This is a genomic window from Flavobacterium sp., from assembly GCF_027484705.1.
GTDB lineage: Bacteria > Bacteroidota > Bacteroidia > Flavobacteriales > Flavobacteriaceae > Flavobacterium.
Genome location: NZ_JAIXSL010000021.1, coordinates 1 through 19,158 on the forward strand (window position 1 = coordinate 1; position 19,158 = coordinate 19,158).

Below are 19,158 nucleotides of genomic sequence, written 5' to 3' on the forward strand. Positions count from 1 at the left end.
CTTCCGATATAGTAACTTTCAACAAACAAGGTCAAATTCACTACTTTTCCTGTAGCACATGGGTTTGCTGGGTTTAAATCTGCATCGGTATCGTCACAGTCATCATTGGTAGTTGAATAGCCTGCTGGCGTAGCCAAACCTGAACAAACTGAAGCAGTTGTGGTACTTCCGTATGTATCTCCGTCAGCATCAACATAGAACGTTGCAAACTGATAGATGTTAGCATTGGTATCGTCGCAATCGGTATTGTTTAAGGAATATCCTATTGGCGCAACATTCGGGTTTTCCGCACACACCATCACTTCGCTTCCATAACCATAGCTATCCTGATCCGCATCAACATAGAAACCAAAAGCTTGATGAATTGCACTGTTGGTATCATCACAATCTTCTATGTTAGATGGTGTCAAAGTTGTTCCGGCTGGCAATGACGCCCCGTAACAAACCACACTTCCGGTGCCTATGGTATAAGTATCATTATCGGCATCGGTATACAAAGTAGCGCTTCTATAAATAGCTGCATTCGCATCATCGCAATCTTCTGTGCCAGATGCTGTCAATGTAGTTCCTGCAGGCAATGAAGCTCCGTAACAAACAGAACTTCCTGAACCTACAGTATAAGTATCATTATCGGCATCTGTGTATAAGAAAGCACTTCTGTAGATCGCAGCATTCGTATCATCACAATCTTCAGTTCCTGATGCAGTTAAGGTAGTTCCTGCAGGTAAATTAGCCCCATAACAAACAGAACTTCCCGCACCTACGGTATAAGTATCATTATCAGCATCAGTATATAAGAAAGCACTTCTATAGATTGCAGGATTCGTGTCATCGCAATCTGTATTGTTTGAGACGTATCCTGTTGGTGGAGTCGTTGCATTGACAGCACAAACTGATACTAAACTTCCTGCGCCAAAACTATCTCCATCGGCATCGGCATAGAATGGGAAAGTGTTGTTTTTCGTGGCATTCGTGTCATCACAATCCGTTCCACTGCATAAGAACTTCTGCAAAGTGCTCGGACATTGATCATAAGCTGCATTAAATGCCAAGAACTTACTAGGAAGCGCAATCAATCTGTTTCCACCATTACCGCAGCTGCCTGGTATATTTTGTTCGCTGAGCTGACTTCCATCAAACCAATTGTTACCTCTGAGGAATTTAAACTCTAAGTTAGCACCCGCAGAAGAGGCTGGGAATAAAACGGTCAATTCGTATATGCTATTCCCAATCAAACGCATTTGGCTTCCCGCAGCCGATGGATTCCAATCACTTGTAATAGTGGTTGAACCGTTAGAAGCAAAATTCCCTGCAATGTGAACGCCGCCTGAGGTAATGGTTTGCCCTGTCATATCGACTCTGAAATTGATCGCAATCGTATTGGATGAACAACTTACCGGCGCACAAACAGCGGTGGCAGTAATGGCTCCAAATCCGTCGTTATCGCTGTCTGCATATAAATTACTGCTTTGGTTTACGGCTGGATTCGCATCATCACAATCGCTTCCTGACGTGGTCAATGATTTTCCAGCAGGTAATGTTGCTCCGTAACAAACAACTGCTGATCCGGCGTCATATCCGTCGCTATCAACATCGGTATATAAGGTTGCGCTTCTGTAAATAGCTGCATTGGCGTCATTACAATCTTCTGTTGTAGAAGGTGTCAATCGGGTTCCTGCTGGCAAATTAAGACCATAACAAACAACACTTCCTGATCCAATGGTGTAAGTATCATTGTCAGCATCTGTATACAACGTAGCACTTCTGTATATCAAGGCATTCGTATCATCGCAATCAGATCCTAAAGTTGTTGCTGATGTTCCTAGCGGGATATTAGCTCCTATACAAATTCCAATGATGGCGCCATCATCATGTCCGTCTCCATCGAGATCCGTATACAAATTAGCAGTCGTAAAAATGGATGCGTTGGTATCATCACAATCTTGCGTTTGAGAAGCGGTCAAACTAGTTCCTGCTGGTAAATCAGCACCGTAACAAACAACACTTCCAAGTCCTAAAGTATAGCCATCATTATCAGCGTCTGTATAAAGTGTTGCACTTCTATAAATTAAGAAATCGGTATCATCGCAATCTTCCGTTTGAGAAGCGGTCAAAGTCTTACCGAACGGCAAAGAACCGCCCCAACATACTAAACTTCCGGCTCCGACAGTGTAAGTATCCAAATCGAAGTCTGTATACAAAATATCACTGCGATAAACTGCGCCACTTGAATCATCACAATCTTCTTTCTGAGAAGGTGTTAGTGTTGTTCCTGTTGGTAAATCATCACCATAACAAACAACAGTTCCCGATCCTACAGTATAAGTATCGCCATCAGCATCAGTATACAAAGTTGCCGAGCGGTAAATCAAAGCATCGGCGTCATCGCAATCCGAACCTAGCGTTGATAAAGAAGTTCCTGCCGGTAAAGTAGCACCATAACATAATGGTCCTGAAACCAAACCGTCGTCGTAGCCGTCGCCATCTACATCAACGTATAAAGCAGTGCTTCTATAAATTGTATTGTCCGTATCATCGCAATCGGTTCCATTCAATGAATAACCCGTTGGCGGTGTAACACTGTTTTCACCACAAACTAAAATAGGCGTTCCGGTTCCGTAATTATCGCCATCGGCATCTTCATAAAAAGCAAATAGATTAAATTTTAATGGATCGGCATCATCACAATCGGTGTTGTTTACGGAATATCCTGCAGGAGGTGACGTCGCATTTACCGTACATAGTAATTCTGACGTAAGGCTTCCGAAAGTATCGCCATCAGCATCTACATAATAAGCATAAGTGATGGTTTTTAAGGCATTCGTGTCGTCGCAATCGGTATCATTTAAAGAATATCCTGAAGGTGGTGATAGCGCATCGACCGCGCAAACCAAAGCCGTTGCAGTACTTCCGAAAGTATCACCGTCTGCATCTATGTAGAACGAAAACTTATTGAATTTCAACACATTAGCATCGTCACAATCTGTATTGTTTAAGGAATAATTCGTTGGCGGCGTCAGATCGTTGATCGCACATGCCTGAACCAAACTACCCGCTCCATAAGTATCTCCGTCTGCATCAGCATAGAAAGGATAAGTAATGGTTTTTCTGGAATCAGTGTCATCACAATCAGTATTGTCTGTTGAATATCCAGTTGGTGGTGTAAACGCATCCGAAGCGCAAACAAGCACTAAAGCACCAGCGCCATATGTATCTCCGTCGTTATCTGCATAAAATGAAAATTTCTCATGTTTCGATGAATCTGTATCATCACAATCCGTTGCATTTGAAACCGTACCCGGAGGCGTTGTTCCGTTACAACTGCTTACCGGACTCGCAAGATCTCCATAAGTATCAGCATCAGCATCAGTATAGAAAATTGTGGCTGCATTTACGGTCACTGTTAATGAACCTGAAGCCGTCGCAGTACAAACCCCAGACGAACCTAATTTAGAACTAACGCCTATTAATTCATATTGAGTACTTCCAAGCAAATTTGTTGGAATAGTAACGGTAACGCTGCTCCCTGAAGTCGTAGTGACCGTTTCTAGTCTTGGAGGAACGATACTGCCTACATTATAAACTGTATATTGAAATTCATAAGGAGGTGTTCCATTGGAACCTGTAAATGTTATTGAAGAAGCTGCATTCTGACAAACCGTCGCTGTTCCGGACATAGAAGCTGTTGGCGTTCCGTATACGGTTACTGTTCCCGAACCGTTGCTTGTGATGCTTGGTGCTGTTCCGCAACTTCCTGTGTAACTCACTACACAATAATAGGAATTAGCTCCAGTGGCAGCAGTTGGCGGGCTAAAAGTCGATGAAGTCTGTCCATTCAACATAATAGCGCCCGGATTGCTATACCATTGGTATCCTAAATTGCTTCCAGAGGCTGTTACAGATAAAGGCGTTGCAGCACTGTTCTGACAAACATCCTGCGGACTTGTTGAAGGTTGCGCCAATAACACCGGATAACCTATCGTCAAATTGGTGAAAAACACATCTCTGATAGACCCTCCGCCGGCATTGCTGTTGAAGAACTCGATCTGGGCTGGCACTTGTCCGCCTGTAGCAGTTGCAAATGTTCTTCCCGTTAATACTGTAGTAACTCCGGATCTTGTAACATAAAGGCTGTAGGTGTTGGCACCTGTATAGGCAAAAGTCACTTTGCTAAGTCCGCTTGTCGTGAAATTTACGCCGGTGTTGCTCGTAGTAGCATCGCTGATAAAATATTGCGCATCGCCTCCGGTAAAACGGAACTCCGCTAAAATATTATTGCTGGAGTTTCTCAATCGGACACCAACTTTATTACCATTGACTTCAATTTCACCATTGTCATAAGCGAAACTAACATTGCTTCCAATAGCCAATGGTGCTAAAAATGGTCGAACCGCAGAAGTCAATCCGCCTGAATTGGCATAAATCCCCCAGGATTGTCCTATATCTGAACCCCCGTTGAAGGTGCCTCCATTTCCACCAGATACACCAAAGAACCAAGGACCGAAGCCTTGTCCGGCATTTCCGCCATTAGTGATGGTGTAGGTTCCGCTATCATTTGGAAAACCACCAATGGTAACTGCCCCTGACACATTACTGGTTACTGAAGTTGGCGCGCAAGAACCACCCACCACACAATAATAATATACTGCCGTTCCTCCTGAATAAGTAGGCGTATAACTTGATGAAGTGGCGCCAGAAATCAAGGTGCCTCCCGAATTACTAGCAGTAGTATTGCTATACCATTGATAAGTTAACGAACCTCCGACAGCTACTACTGACAAAGGAGTGACCGAACCGCCAAGACAAGCAGATTGTGCGCTTGTTGCTGGCTGCGTCGTAATAGAAGTTGCTACACCGACGGTAACCACCAACGAACTCGGCAAACTATCACCACTCGCATTTCTCGCAATTACTGAAATAGAACCTCCAGGACTGGCAACAGTTGCCGTAATACTATTAGTAGAACTCGTACCTGACCAGCCGCTTGGCAATGTCCATACGTAGCTTGTGGCATTGAGATCATTGGTTACGCTATAAGTTTGCGAAGAACCATTACATACCAATGCAGAACCTGTAATGGCACTAGGTTGTGCTGGCGCTGTAGACGGCGGGGAATAGACCAGATTGATGGTATTTCCACCAGTTAAAGTCACCGCAAAAGTTCCTGTAAAGGATGTAAAACCTGCTGTATTGATAGTGAAATTACTGGTATTGAAACCTGAAACACTGCTTCCTGATGCAATGGGCCAGGTATAAGCATTAGCCGGATTAAAATTAGCAACCGATAAAGAAACTAAAGTTAATGTTATTGGAGAAGCTGAACAAGTGATGGCTCCAGTAGAAGTAATTCTATCCCATCCACTTGAAGTTCCCGCAGATCCTGTTGCGTTATTCATTTCTATTCGATAAGAAGAACTGCCATTTAAGGTAATGCTTCCTGTATTTAAATTGGCTGTTGTGGCCGCTGTAGCTCCTGGAGAAACTGTACCTGAAACAGCTACGGTACCAGCAACAGTTCCATTACCGGCTAAAGTAGCACCGCTGGTCACTGAAAACGCGCTACTGGAAGAAGTGCTTCCATTGACGAACAAGGTACCTGCATGAACAAATACTGAACCTGTATATCCTGAATTATTCCCCGTGATGGTAACCCTTGTATTGGATTGATCGGCGTCAACATTATCCCTACCAATCACAAGCGTCTTGGCACCCGATAAAGTATTGAGGGTAACAGAGCTGGCAGCATTGGTATTGGCTACTCGCAAAGCAGTAATACCGCCACCGGTGCCGAGATTTCCATTAAAAGTCAAAGCTCCTGTACTCCTTGCGGTAATCCAAGAAGTTCTGGCACCAGCATCGTTAAAATTGATGGGGAAATTAATCGTTTGCCCCACGGTAGCATCACTGAGCACCCAACTTTGATTGCCTCCAAAATCAAAAAGGTTTACCGAGCCGCTTCCGGTAAGGTTATAGGAACTTCCCCCTGAAAAATAAAGGCGCCACTGGCTCATACCACTGACATCGTTGACACAATTGGTCGTACTGCCCGCACCTTGGAATTGTAATTGACCATAACCGGTGCCGCTTGACCAGTTGGCCGAATTACTCCAGTTGCCAGAGCCTGTCCAGTTCGAAAAATTCTGAGAATGAATCGAGAGACAAACCATCAGCAAACAAAAGGAAAATAGAAATTTTTTCATAATTGATTGAGTTTAGTTAGAGATATCCGACAAAAAAATGTTTCTAAAACCGTTGGGCTTTAAAAAACATCCTATTTATCTTATTTTGACCTCATAAACTTAATGGTTTTTTAACCTAATTTTTGTTTTCGATTCTCGATTTGGTTTACTAAAACGTTTTCGTGTTGATAAATAATTGTTTTTTAGTTAATTAATTTAGATTCTGCCATTTTTTTGTAAGGAAATTTACAGAAAAAAGAATGACTGTGTTTTCAATCGCCTTTGGCCGGCTGATTCAAGAAAATTAACATCCTGAGCCTCATAAATTTGGAACAATTAAAATTTAGGGCATCCGTTTTTTCATACCTTTATGAAACTTAAAACTTTATCGGTATGACTGTAAATCAAATCATAAGCAAAAAAGGCGGTCAGGTTCATACTGTACTGCCAAACCTCACGGTCTTCGAAGCGCTCAAATTGATGTGTGATAAAAACATCGGCGCTATCCTGGTCGTTGAAGAGGATGTTCTGAAAGGGATTTTATCTGAAAGAGATTATGCGAGAAAGGTGGTCCTGAAGGACAAGAATTCAAAAAACACCTTAGTTCATGAAATCATGGATCTGGATTTCACCGCTGTAAAGCCGTCCGATTCGATTGATTATTGCATGGAATTGATGAGCAGCAAAAGAGTGCGCCATTTGCCTGTAGTGGACCAAAACAAGTTGATTAACGTCATTTCGATTGGCGATGTCGTGCAGGCCATTATTGAAGTCCAGAAGGACACGATAGAACACCTGAACTCTTACATCACACAGTAGCAGAAAAACAAAAACCTCTCAATTTCTTGAGAGGTTTTTTTTATTTAAATCATTTATTAAGCCTGACCTGCAGTCCCGAAATTTAGTGGAATCGGCGGTTGTTCACTGTCTTTAATTTCCCCATGGGAAACTTCAAAACGGTGGACGTTTTCTGCCAATGCCTTCACCAATCTCTTGGCGTGTTGCGGCGTCAGTACAATTCTTGATTTCACTTTCGCTTTGGGTGTACCAGGCATGATACACACAAAGTCTAAGACAAACTCAGAAGCTGAATGGTTGATGATGGCCAAATTGGAATAGATTCCTTCGGCGGTGGCTTCATCAAGTTCGATATTGATTTGCCCTTGCTGTGGTTGTTTAGAATCGCTCATATCTTAATAAATATATTCTTCTTTATTCGCCATCATTTCGTTGTAATCGTCTTTAGAACCCACGATTGCGTTGTCATATTCTCTCATACCGGTTCCGGCTGGGATTCTGTGACCTACGATGACATTTTCTTTCAATCCTTCAAGTTCATCCACTTTTCCGGCTACGGCAGCTTCATTCAACACTTTCGTGGTTTCCTGGAACGACGCAGCAGAAATAAATGATTTCGTTTGAAGTGATGCTCTTGTGATCCCTTGTAAAACTGGTGTAGCTGTAGCTGTAATGACATCACGAGCAGTAACCAGGTTTTTATCCGAACGTTTCAACAAAGAGTTCTCATCGCGCAACTGACGCGGCGAAATGATCTGTCCTGGTTTGATGGTTTCAGAATCTCCGGCATCTTCAACGACTTTCATTCCGTAAAGATTGTCGTTTTCGACGATGAAATCTTTAGTGTGGATTAATTGCTCTTCTAAGAATAAAGTATCTCCCGGATCTTCTACGCGTACTTTACGCATCATTTGACGGATTACTACTTCGAAGTGCTTATCGTTGATTTTAACCCCTTGCAGACGGTACACTTCCTGAATTTCATTCACCAAGTACTGTTGAACAGCAGCTGGCCCTTGAATTCTCAAGATATCTTCCGGTGTAATGGCGCCATCAGACAACGGAACTCCCGCTCTCACGAAGTCATTTTCCTGAACTAAAATCTGGCTTGATAATTTCACCAAGTATTTCTTCACTTCACCAAACTTCGATTCGATGATGATCTCACGGTTTCCACGTTTGATCTTACCGAAAGTAACCACCCCGTCGATTTCAGAAACTACCGCTGGGTTCGATGGATTACGAGCCTCAAGCAACTCGGTAATTCTCGGAAGACCTCCCGTGATATCGCCCGCTTTTGACGAACGACGTGGGATTTTCACCAATACTTTACCGGCCTTGATTTTCTCTCCATTCTCAACCATAAGGTGAGCTCCTACCGGTAAGTTGTATGAACGAATCAATTCGTTGTCTTTACCGTAAACCAATAAGGTCGGGATTAATTTTTTGTTTCTAGATTCCGAGATTACTTTTTCCTGGAAACCAGTCTGCTCATCAATCTCAACTTGGAACGATTGTCCTTGTTCAAGATCTTCATAAGCGATTTTTCCGGTAAATTCGGAAACGATAACCCCATTATACGGATCCCATTTACAGATTGTAGTTCCTTTTGTGACGACGTCTCCGTCTTTCACAAAAATACTAGAACCGTAAGGAATGTTGTGTGTGCTTAATAAAATGTCTGTTTTAGAATCGATCAATTTCAATTCTGTAGAACGTGACACGACGATGTCTGTTGAATTTCCGTCAGAATCTTCACCTTTAACCGTTTTCAAATCTTCTATTTCCAGACGACCGTCGAAACGCGTTACGATGCTTGATTCTTCAGAGATATTTCCTGCCGTACCACCCACGTGGAACGTACGTAAAGTCAACTGTGTTCCTGGCTCACCAATGGATTGTGCAGCAATTACACCCACAGCTTCACCTCTTTGCGTCATTTTACCGGTCGCTAAATTTCTACCGTAACATTTCGCACAGATTCCTTTCAACGCTTCGCAAGTTAATGGCGAACGCACTTCGAGTTTTTCAACTGGTGAGTTTTCGATATCTTTTACGATGGCTTCGGTGATCTGCTGGCCTGAATAGACCATGATTTCTGAAGTCAATGGATTGACTACGTCTTGTAGGGAAACGCGTCCTAAGATACGTTCTCCGAAGCTTTCTACAATCTCTTCGTTTTTCTTCAAGGCAGACACTTCGATACCTCTTAAAGTACCACAGTCGTCGATATTCACAATCACATCCTGAGAAACGTCGTGAAGTCTTCTTGTAAGGTAACCAGCATCCGCCGTTTTCAAAGCGGTATCCGCTAATCCTTTACGAGCACCGTGCGTAGAGATGAAATATTCTAAGATCGATAGCCCTTCCTTAAAGTTCGAAAGAATCGGGTTCTCGATAATTTCACCACCACCGGCGGTAGATTTTTTTGGTTTCGCCATCAATCCACGCATACCTGTTAACTGACGGATTTGCTCTTTCGAACCACGCGCACCGGAATCAAGCATCATGTATACCGAGTTGAAACCTTGCTGGTCTTCACGGATATTTTTCATGGCCAATTCTGTAAGCATCGCGTTGGTTGAAGTCCAGACGTCAATGACTTGGTTGTATCTTTCGTTGTTCGTGATGAGTCCCATGTTGTAGTTTGCCGAAATTCCTTCGACTTGCTCACGGGCATCAGCGATCAATTCTTGTTTTCTTTCAGGAATGATGATATCCCCTAATGAGAATGACAATCCACCTTTGAAGGCAAATTTATAACCCATATCCTTCATGCTGTCTAGGAAGGCAGCAGTCGTTGGAACATTGGTTACGCTTAAGATTCTTCCGATGATATCACGCAAGTTCTTTTTGGTCAATACGTCATTGATATAACCTGCTTCTTCCGGAACTACTTCGTTGAACAATACACGTCCGGCAGTAGTCTGGATGATTTTATATACGAGTTTTCCTTCTTCATTGAAATCTTTCGCACGTATTTTTACACGAGCGTTCAATTCCAATCTTCCTTCATTCAAAGCGATATTCACTTCTTCAGCAGAATAGAAAGTCAAATCCTGTCCTAAAATTTTATGGTCATCCGTAGAGATTCTTTCTTTGGTCATGTAATACAGACCCAAAACCATATCCTGTGAAGGTACCGTAATCGGAGCTCCGTTCGCAGGGTTTAGGATATTGTGAGAAGCCAACATTAACAATTGTGCTTCCAAAATAGCCTCTGGTCCTAATGGCAAGTGAACCGCCATCTGATCCCCATCGAAATCCGCGTTGAAAGCCGTACACACTAAAGGGTGCAATTGGATTGCTTTTCCTTCAATCAGTTTTGGCTGGAACGCCTGGATTCCAAGTCTGTGCAAAGTAGGCGCACGATTCAGCAATACCGGGTGTCCTTTGATTACATTTTCAAGAATGTCCCAAACTACGGGTTCTTTCTTGTCGATGATTTTCTTGGCCGATTTTACGGTTTTTACGATGCCTCTTTCGATCAATTTACGAATGACGAATGGTTTGTATAGTTCCGCTGCCATATCTTTTGGGATACCGCATTCGAACAATTTCAATTCCGGTCCAACGACGATTACCGAACGAGCCGAATAATCGACACGTTTACCAAGTAAGTTCTGACGGAAACGACCTTGTTTTCCTTTTAGGGAATCCGAAAGCGATTTCAACGGACGGTTTGATTCTGTTTTAACAGCAGAAGCTTTTCTTGTATTGTCGAATAACGAGTCTACAGATTCCTGCAACATACGTTTTTCGTTACGCAAGATTACTTCAGGCGCTTTGATTTCCATCAAACGTTTCAAACGGTTGTTACGGATGATTACTCTTCGGTATAAATCGTTCAAATCGGAAGTCGCGAAACGACCACCATCAAGCGGCACTAACGGACGCAATTCTGGCGGGATCACCGGAACGACTTTCATGATCATCCATTCTGGACGATTTTCTCTGTTCAGGTTCGATTCACGGAAAGATTCTACTACTTGCAGTCTCTTTAACGCTTCTGTTTTTCTTTGTTTTGAGGTTTCGTTATTCGCCGAGTGACGCAAGTCGTAAGACAAACCGTCAAGGTCAATACGCGCTAACAAATCCATGATACATTCGGCGCCCATTTTGGCAACGAATTTATTTGGATCCATATCATCAAGGTATTGGTTTTCCTGTGGAAGTGAATCAAGAATGTTCAAGTATTCTTCTTCAGTCAAGAAATCTAATCTTTGGATCGCGTCGCCTTCTGCATTTTTAGCGATACCCGGCTGGATCACCACGTATCTTTCGTAGTAGATGATCATGTCTAATTTCTTAGACGGCAAACCAAGGATATAACCGATTTTGTTCGGAAGCGAACGGAAGTACCAGATGTGTGCAATCGGCACGACAAGGTTGATGTGTCCTACTCGGTCACGACGTACTTTTTTCTCGGTTACTTCTACTCCACAACGGTCGCAAATGATGCCTTTGTAGCGGATTCTTTTATATTTTCCACAAGCACATTCGAAATCTTTTACCGGACCGAAAATTCGCTCGCAGAAAAGACCATCACGTTCTGGTTTGTGGGTTCTGTAATTGATAGTTTCCGGCTTCAACACCTCGCCTCTTGACTCAGCCAAGATCGATTCAGGTGAAGCTAGTCCAATCGAGATTTTGTCAAATCTTTTGATTGGATTTTTATCTTTATTGTTATTTCTATTATTCATCATAGTCGTTACTATTGAATTATTTTGAAATTGAAAACTGTTTTGTTTTTTAGCCCCGATGGCAGTGGAAATCCTTTTTTGCCGGTGTTCGGCGAAAAAGATTGGGAACGTACAGCGGGAATAGCTCCTAAAAATTATAATAACCAATCCCGAAAACGAATCCGGGACTGATTACTGCTTCTTTATTCTTCTAAACGAATGTCGAGGCCTAGCCCTTTTAATTCGTGCATCAATACGTTGAAGGATTCCGGCAAACCTGGTTCTGGCATCGTTTCGCCTTTTACGATCGCTTCGTAAGTTTTGGCTCTTCCGATCACGTCATCCGATTTCACGGTTAAGATTTCACGTAGTGTACTTGACGCGCCGTACGCTTCAAGTGCCCAAACCTCCATCTCTCCGAAACGTTGCCCTCCAAATTGCGCTTTACCTCCAAGAGGTTGTTGCGTAATAAGAGAGTACGGTCCGATAGAACGCGCGTGCATCTTATCATCGACCATGTGTCCTAGTTTCAGCATATAGATAACACCTACGGTTGCTGCCTGGTGGAAACGTTCTCCGGTTCCTCCGTCATACAAGTATGTATGTCCGAATCTTGGGATTCCTGCTTCGTCAGTCAATTCGTTGATTTGGTCTAGCGTTGCTCCGTCGAAAATAGGTGTCGCGAATTTGCGTCCTAAGTTCATACCGGCCCAACCCAATACCGTTTCGTAAATCTGCCCGATGTTCATACGGGATGGTACTCCAAGTGGGTTCAGTACGATATCTACCGGTGTTCCGTCTTCTAAGAAAGGCATGTCTTCATGACGAACGATACGCGCAACAATACCTTTGTTACCGTGACGTCCTGCCATTTTATCACCCACTTTCAACTTACGTTTTTTGGCGATGTATACTTTAGCGAGTTTCAGGATTCCGGCTGGCAATTCGTCACCGACAGTAATCGTGAATTTCTCTCTACGCAACGCACCTTGCAAATCGTTCAGCTTAATTTTGTAGTTGTGGATCAAGTCGTTTACCATTTTATTGGTAGCGTCATCCGCAACCCACTGTCCTTTGCTTAAGTGAGCGAAATCTTCAACGGCATATAACATTTTTTGGGTGTATTTTTTACCTTTTGGCAATACTTCTTCACCCAAATCATTCATCACACCTTGCGATGTTTTTCCGTTGACGATTAGGAATAATTTCTCTACTAATTTGTCTTTCAATTCAACAAATTTCGTTTCGAATTCCATTTCAAGCGCACCCAAAGAATCTTTATCTTGTGTACGTTTGCGTTTATCTTTTACCGCTCTCGCGAATAATTTTTTGTCTAAAACCACACCGTGTAACGATGGAGAAGCTTTCAATGAAGCATCTTTCACATCACCCGCTTTATCCCCGAAGATCGCTCTTAAAAGTTTCTCTTCCGGCGTAGGATCTGATTCTCCTTTTGGTGTAATTTTTCCGATTAGAATGTCACCAGGTTTTACTTCGGCTCCGATTCTAATCATTCCGTTTTCATCCAAATCTTTGGTCGCTTCTTCAGAAACGTTTGGAATATCATTCGTCAATTCTTCGTTACCCAATTTCGTATCACGAACTTCCAAAGAATAATCGTCTACGTGGATTGAAGTAAAGATATCGTCGCGAACCACTTTTTCAGAGATTACGATCGCATCCTCGAAGTTGTACCCTTTCCATGGCATGAACGCTACTTTTAGGTTTCTACCTAAAGCGAGTTCTCCGTTTTGGGTTGCATACCCTTCAGACAATACTTGTCCGGGAACCACTCGGTCGCCTTTTCTTACGATCGGTTTCAGGTTGATTGAGGTACTTTGGTTCGTTTTTCTGAATTTGATTAAATTGTATGTTTTCTCATCAGCTTCAAAAGAAACCATTCTTTCTTCTTCGGAACGGTCGTATTTGATGGTGATGATATTCGCGTCTACGTATTCTACTACTCCGTGACCTTCAGCATTGATCAATACACGCGAATCAGAAGCCACTTGTCTTTCAAGACCCGTTCCTACGATTGGAGCTTCAGGACGCAACAACGGTACGGCCTGACGCATCATGTTCGATCCCATCAACGCACGGTTCGCATCATCATGTTCCAAGAAAGGAATCAACGATGCGGAAATCGAAGCGATCTGGTTTGGCGCTACGTCAGTATAATGGATTTCAGCCGGATCCACTACAGGGAAATCACCTTCCTCACGGGCAATGACTTTATCGGCGGTGATTTTTCCGCTGTTGTCCATTTTGATGTTCGCTTGCGCAATCAATTTGCCTTCTTCTTCTTCAGCACTTAAATAAGTAGGTGTAGAGTCTAAATCGACTTTACCATTCGTAACTTTACGGTAAGGTGTTTCGATGAATCCCATGCCGTTTACTTTTGCATAAACACCAAGTGAAGAAATCAAACCGATGTTTGGTCCCTCAGGCGTTTCAATCGGACACAAACGTCCGTAGTGCGTATAGTGAACGTCACGTACCTCAAACCCGGCTCTTTCTCTTGAAAGTCCGCCTGGCCCAAGTGCTGATAATCTTCTTTTGTGCGTAATCTCGGCTAATGGATTCGTTTGGTCCATGAACTGAGACAACTGGTTGGTTCCGAAGAAAGAGTTGATTACCGATGATAATGTTTTGGCATTGATCAAATCGATTGGTGTGAACACCTCGTTATCCCTAACGTTCATTCTTTCACGGATGGTTCTTGCCATACGCGCCAAACCAACGCCAAACTGTTGTGACAATTGCTCGCCTACAGTTCTTACACGACGGTTCGATAAGTGATCGATATCATCAATCTCTGCTTTAGAATTGATCAATTCAATCAAGTATTTCACGATGGTGATGATATCTTCTTTGGTCAAGACTTGCTTTTCCATTGGGATATCCAAACCTAATTTTTTGTTCATTCTGTAACGACCTACTTCACCCAAGTTGTAACGTTGGTCAGAGAAGAACAATTTATCTATAATACCACGAGCGGTTTCTTCATCAGGCGGTTCTGCATTACGCAATTGTCTGTAGATATGCTCAACGGCTTCTTTTTCAGAATTGGTTGGATCTTTTTGAAGCGTGTTGTGAATGATCGAATAGTCAGCCTGATTCGTACTTTCTTTGTGCAACAAAATAGATTTTACGTTCGAGTCGATGATCTCTTCTACGTTATCTTTGTCGATAATCGTGTCACGATCTAATATGATCTCGTTACGTTCGATAGAAACTACCTCGCCGGTGTCTTCATCTACGAAATCCTCGTGCCATGTGTTCAATACACGCGCAGCAAGTTTTCTACCGATATATTTTTTAAGTCCTGTTTTCGATACTTTGATTTCCTCAGCAAGGTCGAAGATTTCAAGGATGTCCTTGTCTCTTTCAAAACCGATCGCGCGGAATAAAGTCGTTACAGGTAATTTTTTCTTTCTGTCGATATACGCGTACATCACGCTGTTGATATCGGTCGCGAATTCAATCCATGATCCTTTGAACGGGATGACACGGGCAGAATACAGTTTGGTTCCATTGGCATGGAATGATTGTCCGAAGAAAACACCAGGAGATCTGTGCAATTGGGAAACAACTACACGTTCAGCACCATTGATTACAAAGGTACCACTAGGCGTCATATAAGGAATCGTACCAAGATATACATCTTGCACGATCGTTTCAAAATCTTCATGTTCCGGATCGGTACAGTACAGTTTCAAACGTGCTTTCAAAGGCACACTGTATGTCAATCCTCTTTCTATACATTCTTGAATGGTATAACGTGGTGGATCTACAAAGTAATCTAGGAATTCCAATACGAAGTTGTTTCTCGTATCTGTGATGGGAAAGTTTTCCATGAAGGTGTTGTATAACCCTTCGTTGCCTCTTTCGTCAGATTTGGTTTCCAGTTGGAAGAAATCTTTAAAAGATTTTACCTGAACATCTAAGAAATCCGGATAGTCCGGGATGTTTTTGGTGGAGGCAAAATTCAATCTTTCAGTCTGATTTGTTATCATCAATGGACAAAATTTTGATTAAAAAAAAGTAATTTGTTTGTGTAAAAACACGGTTTGATTGATACTTTCTTTTTAAAATCAATACCTCTTTAAAAGCGAACCGGAGTATCTTTCGGTAAACTTCTGTCTTCGTATTGATCAAAAACTTTTTGGGGAATTTTAACTATTTTATAATAAAATTGGGAATATAATTTTATTATACGAAAAATGGTTTAGGCCTTTGAGCGTCGCTGCCCAAGGCCTAAACCTAGTTTTTCAAAACCGGTAAGCTTATTTTAGCTCAACAACAGCTCCAGCTTCTTCTAAAGATTTTTTAAGACCTTCAGCCTCATCTTTAGTGACACCTTCTTTGATGTTAGATGGAGCAGCGTCCACTAAATCTTTAGCTTCTTTAAGACCTAAACCAGTCAATTCTTTAACTGCTTTTACTACTGCTAATTTAGAAGCACCAGCGTCTTTCAATACTACTGTAAATTCAGTTTGCTCTTCAGCAGCAGCTACTTCACCACCACCAGCAGCAGGACCAGCAACTACAGCAGCAGCTGCAGGCTCGATACCATACTCATCTTTCAAAATTGTTGCTAATTCGTTAACTTCTTTTACTGTTAGGTTAACTAATTGTTCTGCGAATTGTTTCAAATCTGCCATTTTTTCTATCGTTTTTAAATAGTTTGTAAAATATAATTTATTAAGTGCGCGCGTGGGCTAATGTTATCTTTCCGATAACGTTTTAACAATTCCTGCGATTTTTCCACCACCTGATTTAAGGGCAGAAACAACATTTTTAGCAGGAGATTGTAACAATCCGATGATTTCTCCAATCACTTCGTCTTTCGATTTCAGTGCGATTAAAGCATCGAGTTGGTTGTCTCCAATAAATACCGCTTGGTGTATGAAAGCACCTTTTAAAAGGGGTTTGTCAGACTTCTTGCGGAATTCTTTGATGATCTTCGCAGGAGCGTTTCCGTTCTCAGCGATTAATATTGAAGTGTTTCCAGCCAATACTGATGGCAAATCGCCATAGTCGTTGTCTGAAGCTTCCATTGCTTTTCCAAGCAACGTATTTTTAACTACCGCCAATTCGATACCTGCTTTAAAGCAAGCTCTTCTTAGGTTTGAAGTAGTTTCTGCATTTAAACCAGAAATGTCTGCTAAATAAACAACATTCGTTCCCGCTAACTGTGCAGTTAAATCTTCAATAACTCTTGATTTTTCTTCTCTAGTCATGATTTCTAATTTATACCGCTTTAGGATCTAAGGCAATCGCAGGACTCATTGTGCTTGACAAGTGAATGCTTTTGATGTAAGTTCCTTTCGCCGCAGTTGGTTTAAGTTTCAATAATGTTTGAATGATTTCGTGGGCATTGTCGTTGATTTTATCCGCGTCGAAAGAGATTCTTCCGATACCGGCGTGAACAATACCTGTTTTATCTACTTTAAAGTCGATTTTACCAGCTTTTACTTCAGCCACAGCTTTCGCCACATCCATAGTAACTGTACCAGTTTTAGGGTTTGGCATCAAACCTCTAGGTCCTAAAACACGACCTAACGGACCTAATTTACCCATTACAGCAGGCATAGTGATGATGACATCAATATCTGTCCAACCGTCTTTAATTTTTTGTAAATAATCGTCTAAACCTACGTGGTCTGCACCAGCAGCTTTAGCTTCCGCTTCTTTGTCCGGAGTAACCAATGCAAGAACTCTTACATCTTTACCTGTACCGTGTGGCAAGGTTACGACTCCACGTACCATTTGATTCGCTTTTCTTGGATCTACACCCAATTTCACGGCGATATCTACTGACTCATCAAATTTTGCAGAAGCCACCACTTTGATTAATGCAGAAGCATCCTTCAAAGAATATAGTTTGTTCTTTTCAATTTTAGAGGCAGCCTCTTTTTGTTTTTTAGTCAATTTTGCCATGTCTTACGCTTTTTTTAATGGAGATTCCCCACTTACAGTTATACCCATAGATCTAGCTGTTCCAGCGATCATGCTCATTGCAGACTCCATTGTGAATGCATTCAAATCGACCATTTTATCTTCAGCGATTGCTTTGATTTGGTCCCAAGTAACAGATGCTACTTTTTTACGGTTTGGTTCACCTGAACCGGACTTTAGCTTTGCAGCGTCCAATAACTGAACGGCAGCAGGAGGAGTTTTCACGACAAAATCGAAAGATTTGTCTTTGTATACCGTGATTTGCACAGGGCATACTTTGCCGGCTTTATCCTGGGTTCTGGCATTAAATTGCTTACAGAATTCCATGATGTTTACACCAGCAGCTCCAAGAGCAGGTCCAACCGGCGGCGATGGATTCGCGGCGCCTCCCTTAACTTGTAGTTTAACTACTTTACTAATCTCTTTAGCCATTGTTTTTAAAAAAATTTGCAGCAGTCTGTGGAAGCAGACGTTTGCGGTTTATAATAGTGTAACGAATTATACTTTTTCAACTTGCATGAAGCTCAGTTCCAAAGGTGTTTTTCTTCCGAAAATTTTCACCATGACTTCGAGCTTACGCTTTTCTTCATTGATTTTTTCAACTGTCCCATTGAAACCGTTGAAAGGACCATCAATAACTTTGATGGTTTCCCCAACATTGAAAGGAATCGCATGCGTATCGGTTTTCACCGCCAACTCATCTACTTTTCCTAACATTCTGTTGACTTCTGACATTCTCAAAGGCACGGGATCGCCACCTTTTACTTCGCCAAGAAAACCAATCACACTGGTGATAGACTTAATAATATGTGGAATTTCTCCCGCAAGGTTGGCTTCGATCATTACATAACCAGGAAAATAAACCTTGTCTTTGGTGATTTTTTTACCTTCACGAACCTGTACTACTTTTTCAGTAGGCACAAGAACCTGAGAGATGTAATCGCCCATTCCTAATCGGTTGATTTCAGTTTCGATGTAAGCTTTGACTTTATTCTCTTGTCCGCTTACCGCTCTGACCACATACCATTTTTTCACATTACTGTCTGTCATCACAAAAAAATTAAGCTTTTAACCAATTAAAGAAACCGGCAATTGATTTTGCGAAAAGCTCATCAACACCCCAAGTTGCCAACGCGAACAATACTGAAAACAGAGCAACAATAATAGTAAGCCTCTGTACTTCTTCCCATTCCGGCCAGGTAGTGTTTGATTTTAATTCTTCAAACGCTTCTGATATATAATTTATAACTTTCATTATCATGTTTGTTTTTTGCACGGGCGGAGGGATTCGAACCCCCATCAACGGTTTTGGAGACCGCTATTCTACCCTTGAACTACGCCCGTAGTAAAAGCCAGCAGACAACCAAATGGCTATCTGCTGGCTCTATGAGTGTACTTAATAATTATTCAACGATTTCAGTCACCTGACCAGCACCAACTGTTCTACCACCTTCACGGATAGCGAAACGTAAACCTACGCTCATTGCAATTGGGCTTAATAAAGCTACATCAATAGTTAAGTTATCGCCTGGCATTAC

The 19,158-nt window shown here is 42.1% G+C and carries 10 protein-coding genes, 1 tRNA gene and 2 pseudogenes; 1 reads left to right on the forward strand and 12 read right to left on the reverse strand.

Annotated elements, in window-relative coordinates; genetic code table 11:
* A pseudogene (locus Q0058_RS12690) lies at positions 1-6,200 on the reverse strand (hypothetical protein); the annotation flags it as partial.
* A gap of 372 nt (positions 6,201-6,572) precedes the next feature.
* Here Q0058_RS12690 and Q0058_RS12695 point away from each other — a divergent pair.
* Positions 6,573-6,998, forward strand: coding sequence for a CBS domain-containing protein (locus tag Q0058_RS12695; RefSeq protein WP_298224513.1), 426 nt, complete (start codon positions 6,573-6,575; stop codon positions 6,996-6,998).
* Between the two features lie 56 nt (positions 6,999-7,054).
* Here Q0058_RS12695 and Q0058_RS12700 read toward each other — a convergent pair whose 3' ends face one another.
* From Q0058_RS12700 to tuf, 11 genes and pseudogenes are all read right to left on the reverse strand, one after another.
* Positions 7,055-7,369: a DUF3467 domain-containing protein gene (locus tag Q0058_RS12700; RefSeq protein ID WP_298224516.1), complete on the reverse strand. Its 315-nt coding sequence runs from the start codon at positions 7,367-7,369 to the stop codon at positions 7,055-7,057.
* Positions 7,370-7,372: 3 nt separating this feature from the next.
* A complete protein-coding gene (gene rpoC / locus Q0058_RS12705; RefSeq protein WP_298224518.1) occupies positions 7,373-11,683 on the reverse strand; it encodes a DNA-directed RNA polymerase subunit beta' in 4,311 nt (1,436 codons plus the stop codon).
* A 179-nt stretch (positions 11,684-11,862) separates the two neighbouring features.
* Positions 11,863-15,675, reverse strand: a complete 3,813-nt coding sequence (rpoB, locus tag Q0058_RS12710; protein WP_298224520.1) for a DNA-directed RNA polymerase subunit beta — start codon at positions 15,673-15,675, stop codon at positions 11,863-11,865.
* 270 nt (positions 15,676-15,945) lie between these two features.
* A complete protein-coding gene (gene rplL / locus Q0058_RS12715) occupies positions 15,946-16,323 on the reverse strand; it encodes a 50S ribosomal protein L7/L12 (RefSeq protein WP_298224522.1) in 378 nt (125 codons plus the stop codon).
* 63 nt (positions 16,324-16,386) lie between these two features.
* Positions 16,387-16,902 carry a 50S ribosomal protein L10 gene (gene rplJ, locus Q0058_RS12720; RefSeq protein ID WP_298224524.1) on the reverse strand — a complete coding sequence of 172 codons (516 nt, stop codon included), beginning with the start codon at positions 16,900-16,902 and terminating at the stop codon, positions 16,387-16,389.
* A 10-nt stretch (positions 16,903-16,912) separates the two neighbouring features.
* The gene (gene rplA / locus Q0058_RS12725) at positions 16,913-17,602 is read right to left on the reverse strand and encodes a 50S ribosomal protein L1 (protein WP_298224525.1); all 690 of its coding nucleotides are present in this window, start codon (positions 17,600-17,602) and stop codon (positions 16,913-16,915) included.
* A gap of 3 nt (positions 17,603-17,605) precedes the next feature.
* On the reverse strand, positions 17,606-18,052 hold the full coding sequence (rplK, locus tag Q0058_RS12730) for a 50S ribosomal protein L11 (protein WP_298224527.1): 447 nt from the start codon (positions 18,050-18,052) through the stop codon (positions 17,606-17,608).
* A gap of 66 nt (positions 18,053-18,118) precedes the next feature.
* The gene (gene nusG / locus Q0058_RS12735) at positions 18,119-18,670 is read right to left on the reverse strand and encodes a transcription termination/antitermination protein NusG (RefSeq protein ID WP_298224529.1); all 552 of its coding nucleotides are present in this window, start codon (positions 18,668-18,670) and stop codon (positions 18,119-18,121) included.
* 10 nt (positions 18,671-18,680) lie between these two features.
* Positions 18,681-18,878 (reverse strand): preprotein translocase subunit SecE, encoded by a 198-nt coding sequence (gene secE, locus Q0058_RS12740; RefSeq protein ID WP_298224531.1) that lies wholly within the window; start codon positions 18,876-18,878, stop codon positions 18,681-18,683.
* A 15-nt stretch (positions 18,879-18,893) separates the two neighbouring features.
* Positions 18,894-18,964: transfer RNA gene (locus Q0058_RS12745), tRNA-Trp, on the reverse strand.
* A gap of 59 nt (positions 18,965-19,023) precedes the next feature.
* A pseudogene (gene tuf / locus Q0058_RS12750) lies at positions 19,024-19,158 on the reverse strand (elongation factor Tu); the annotation flags it as partial.

Bases quoted from the DNA above. Each gene is read 5' to 3' on its own strand.
- Q0058_RS12695 (WP_298224513.1), top strand. From the start codon at position 6,573: ATGACTGTAAATCAAATCATAAGCAAAAAAGGCGGTCAGGTTCATACT.
- Q0058_RS12700 (WP_298224516.1), bottom strand. From the start codon at position 7,369: ATGAGCGATTCTAAACAACCACAGCAAGGGCAAATCAATATCGAACTT.
- rpoC (WP_298224518.1), bottom strand. From the start codon at position 11,683: ATGATGAATAATAGAAATAACAATAAAGATAAAAATCCAATCAAAAGA.
- rpoB (WP_298224520.1), bottom strand. From the start codon at position 15,675: ATGATAACAAATCAGACTGAAAGATTGAATTTTGCCTCCACCAAAAAC.
- rplL (WP_298224522.1), bottom strand. From the start codon at position 16,323: ATGGCAGATTTGAAACAATTCGCAGAACAATTAGTTAACCTAACAGTA.
- rplJ (WP_298224524.1), bottom strand. From the start codon at position 16,902: ATGACTAGAGAAGAAAAATCAAGAGTTATTGAAGATTTAACTGCACAG.
- rplA (WP_298224525.1), bottom strand. From the start codon at position 17,602: ATGGCAAAATTGACTAAAAAACAAAAAGAGGCTGCCTCTAAAATTGAA.
- rplK (WP_298224527.1), bottom strand. From the start codon at position 18,052: ATGGCTAAAGAGATTAGTAAAGTAGTTAAACTACAAGTTAAGGGAGGC.
- nusG (WP_298224529.1), bottom strand. From the start codon at position 18,670: ATGACAGACAGTAATGTGAAAAAATGGTATGTGGTCAGAGCGGTAAGC.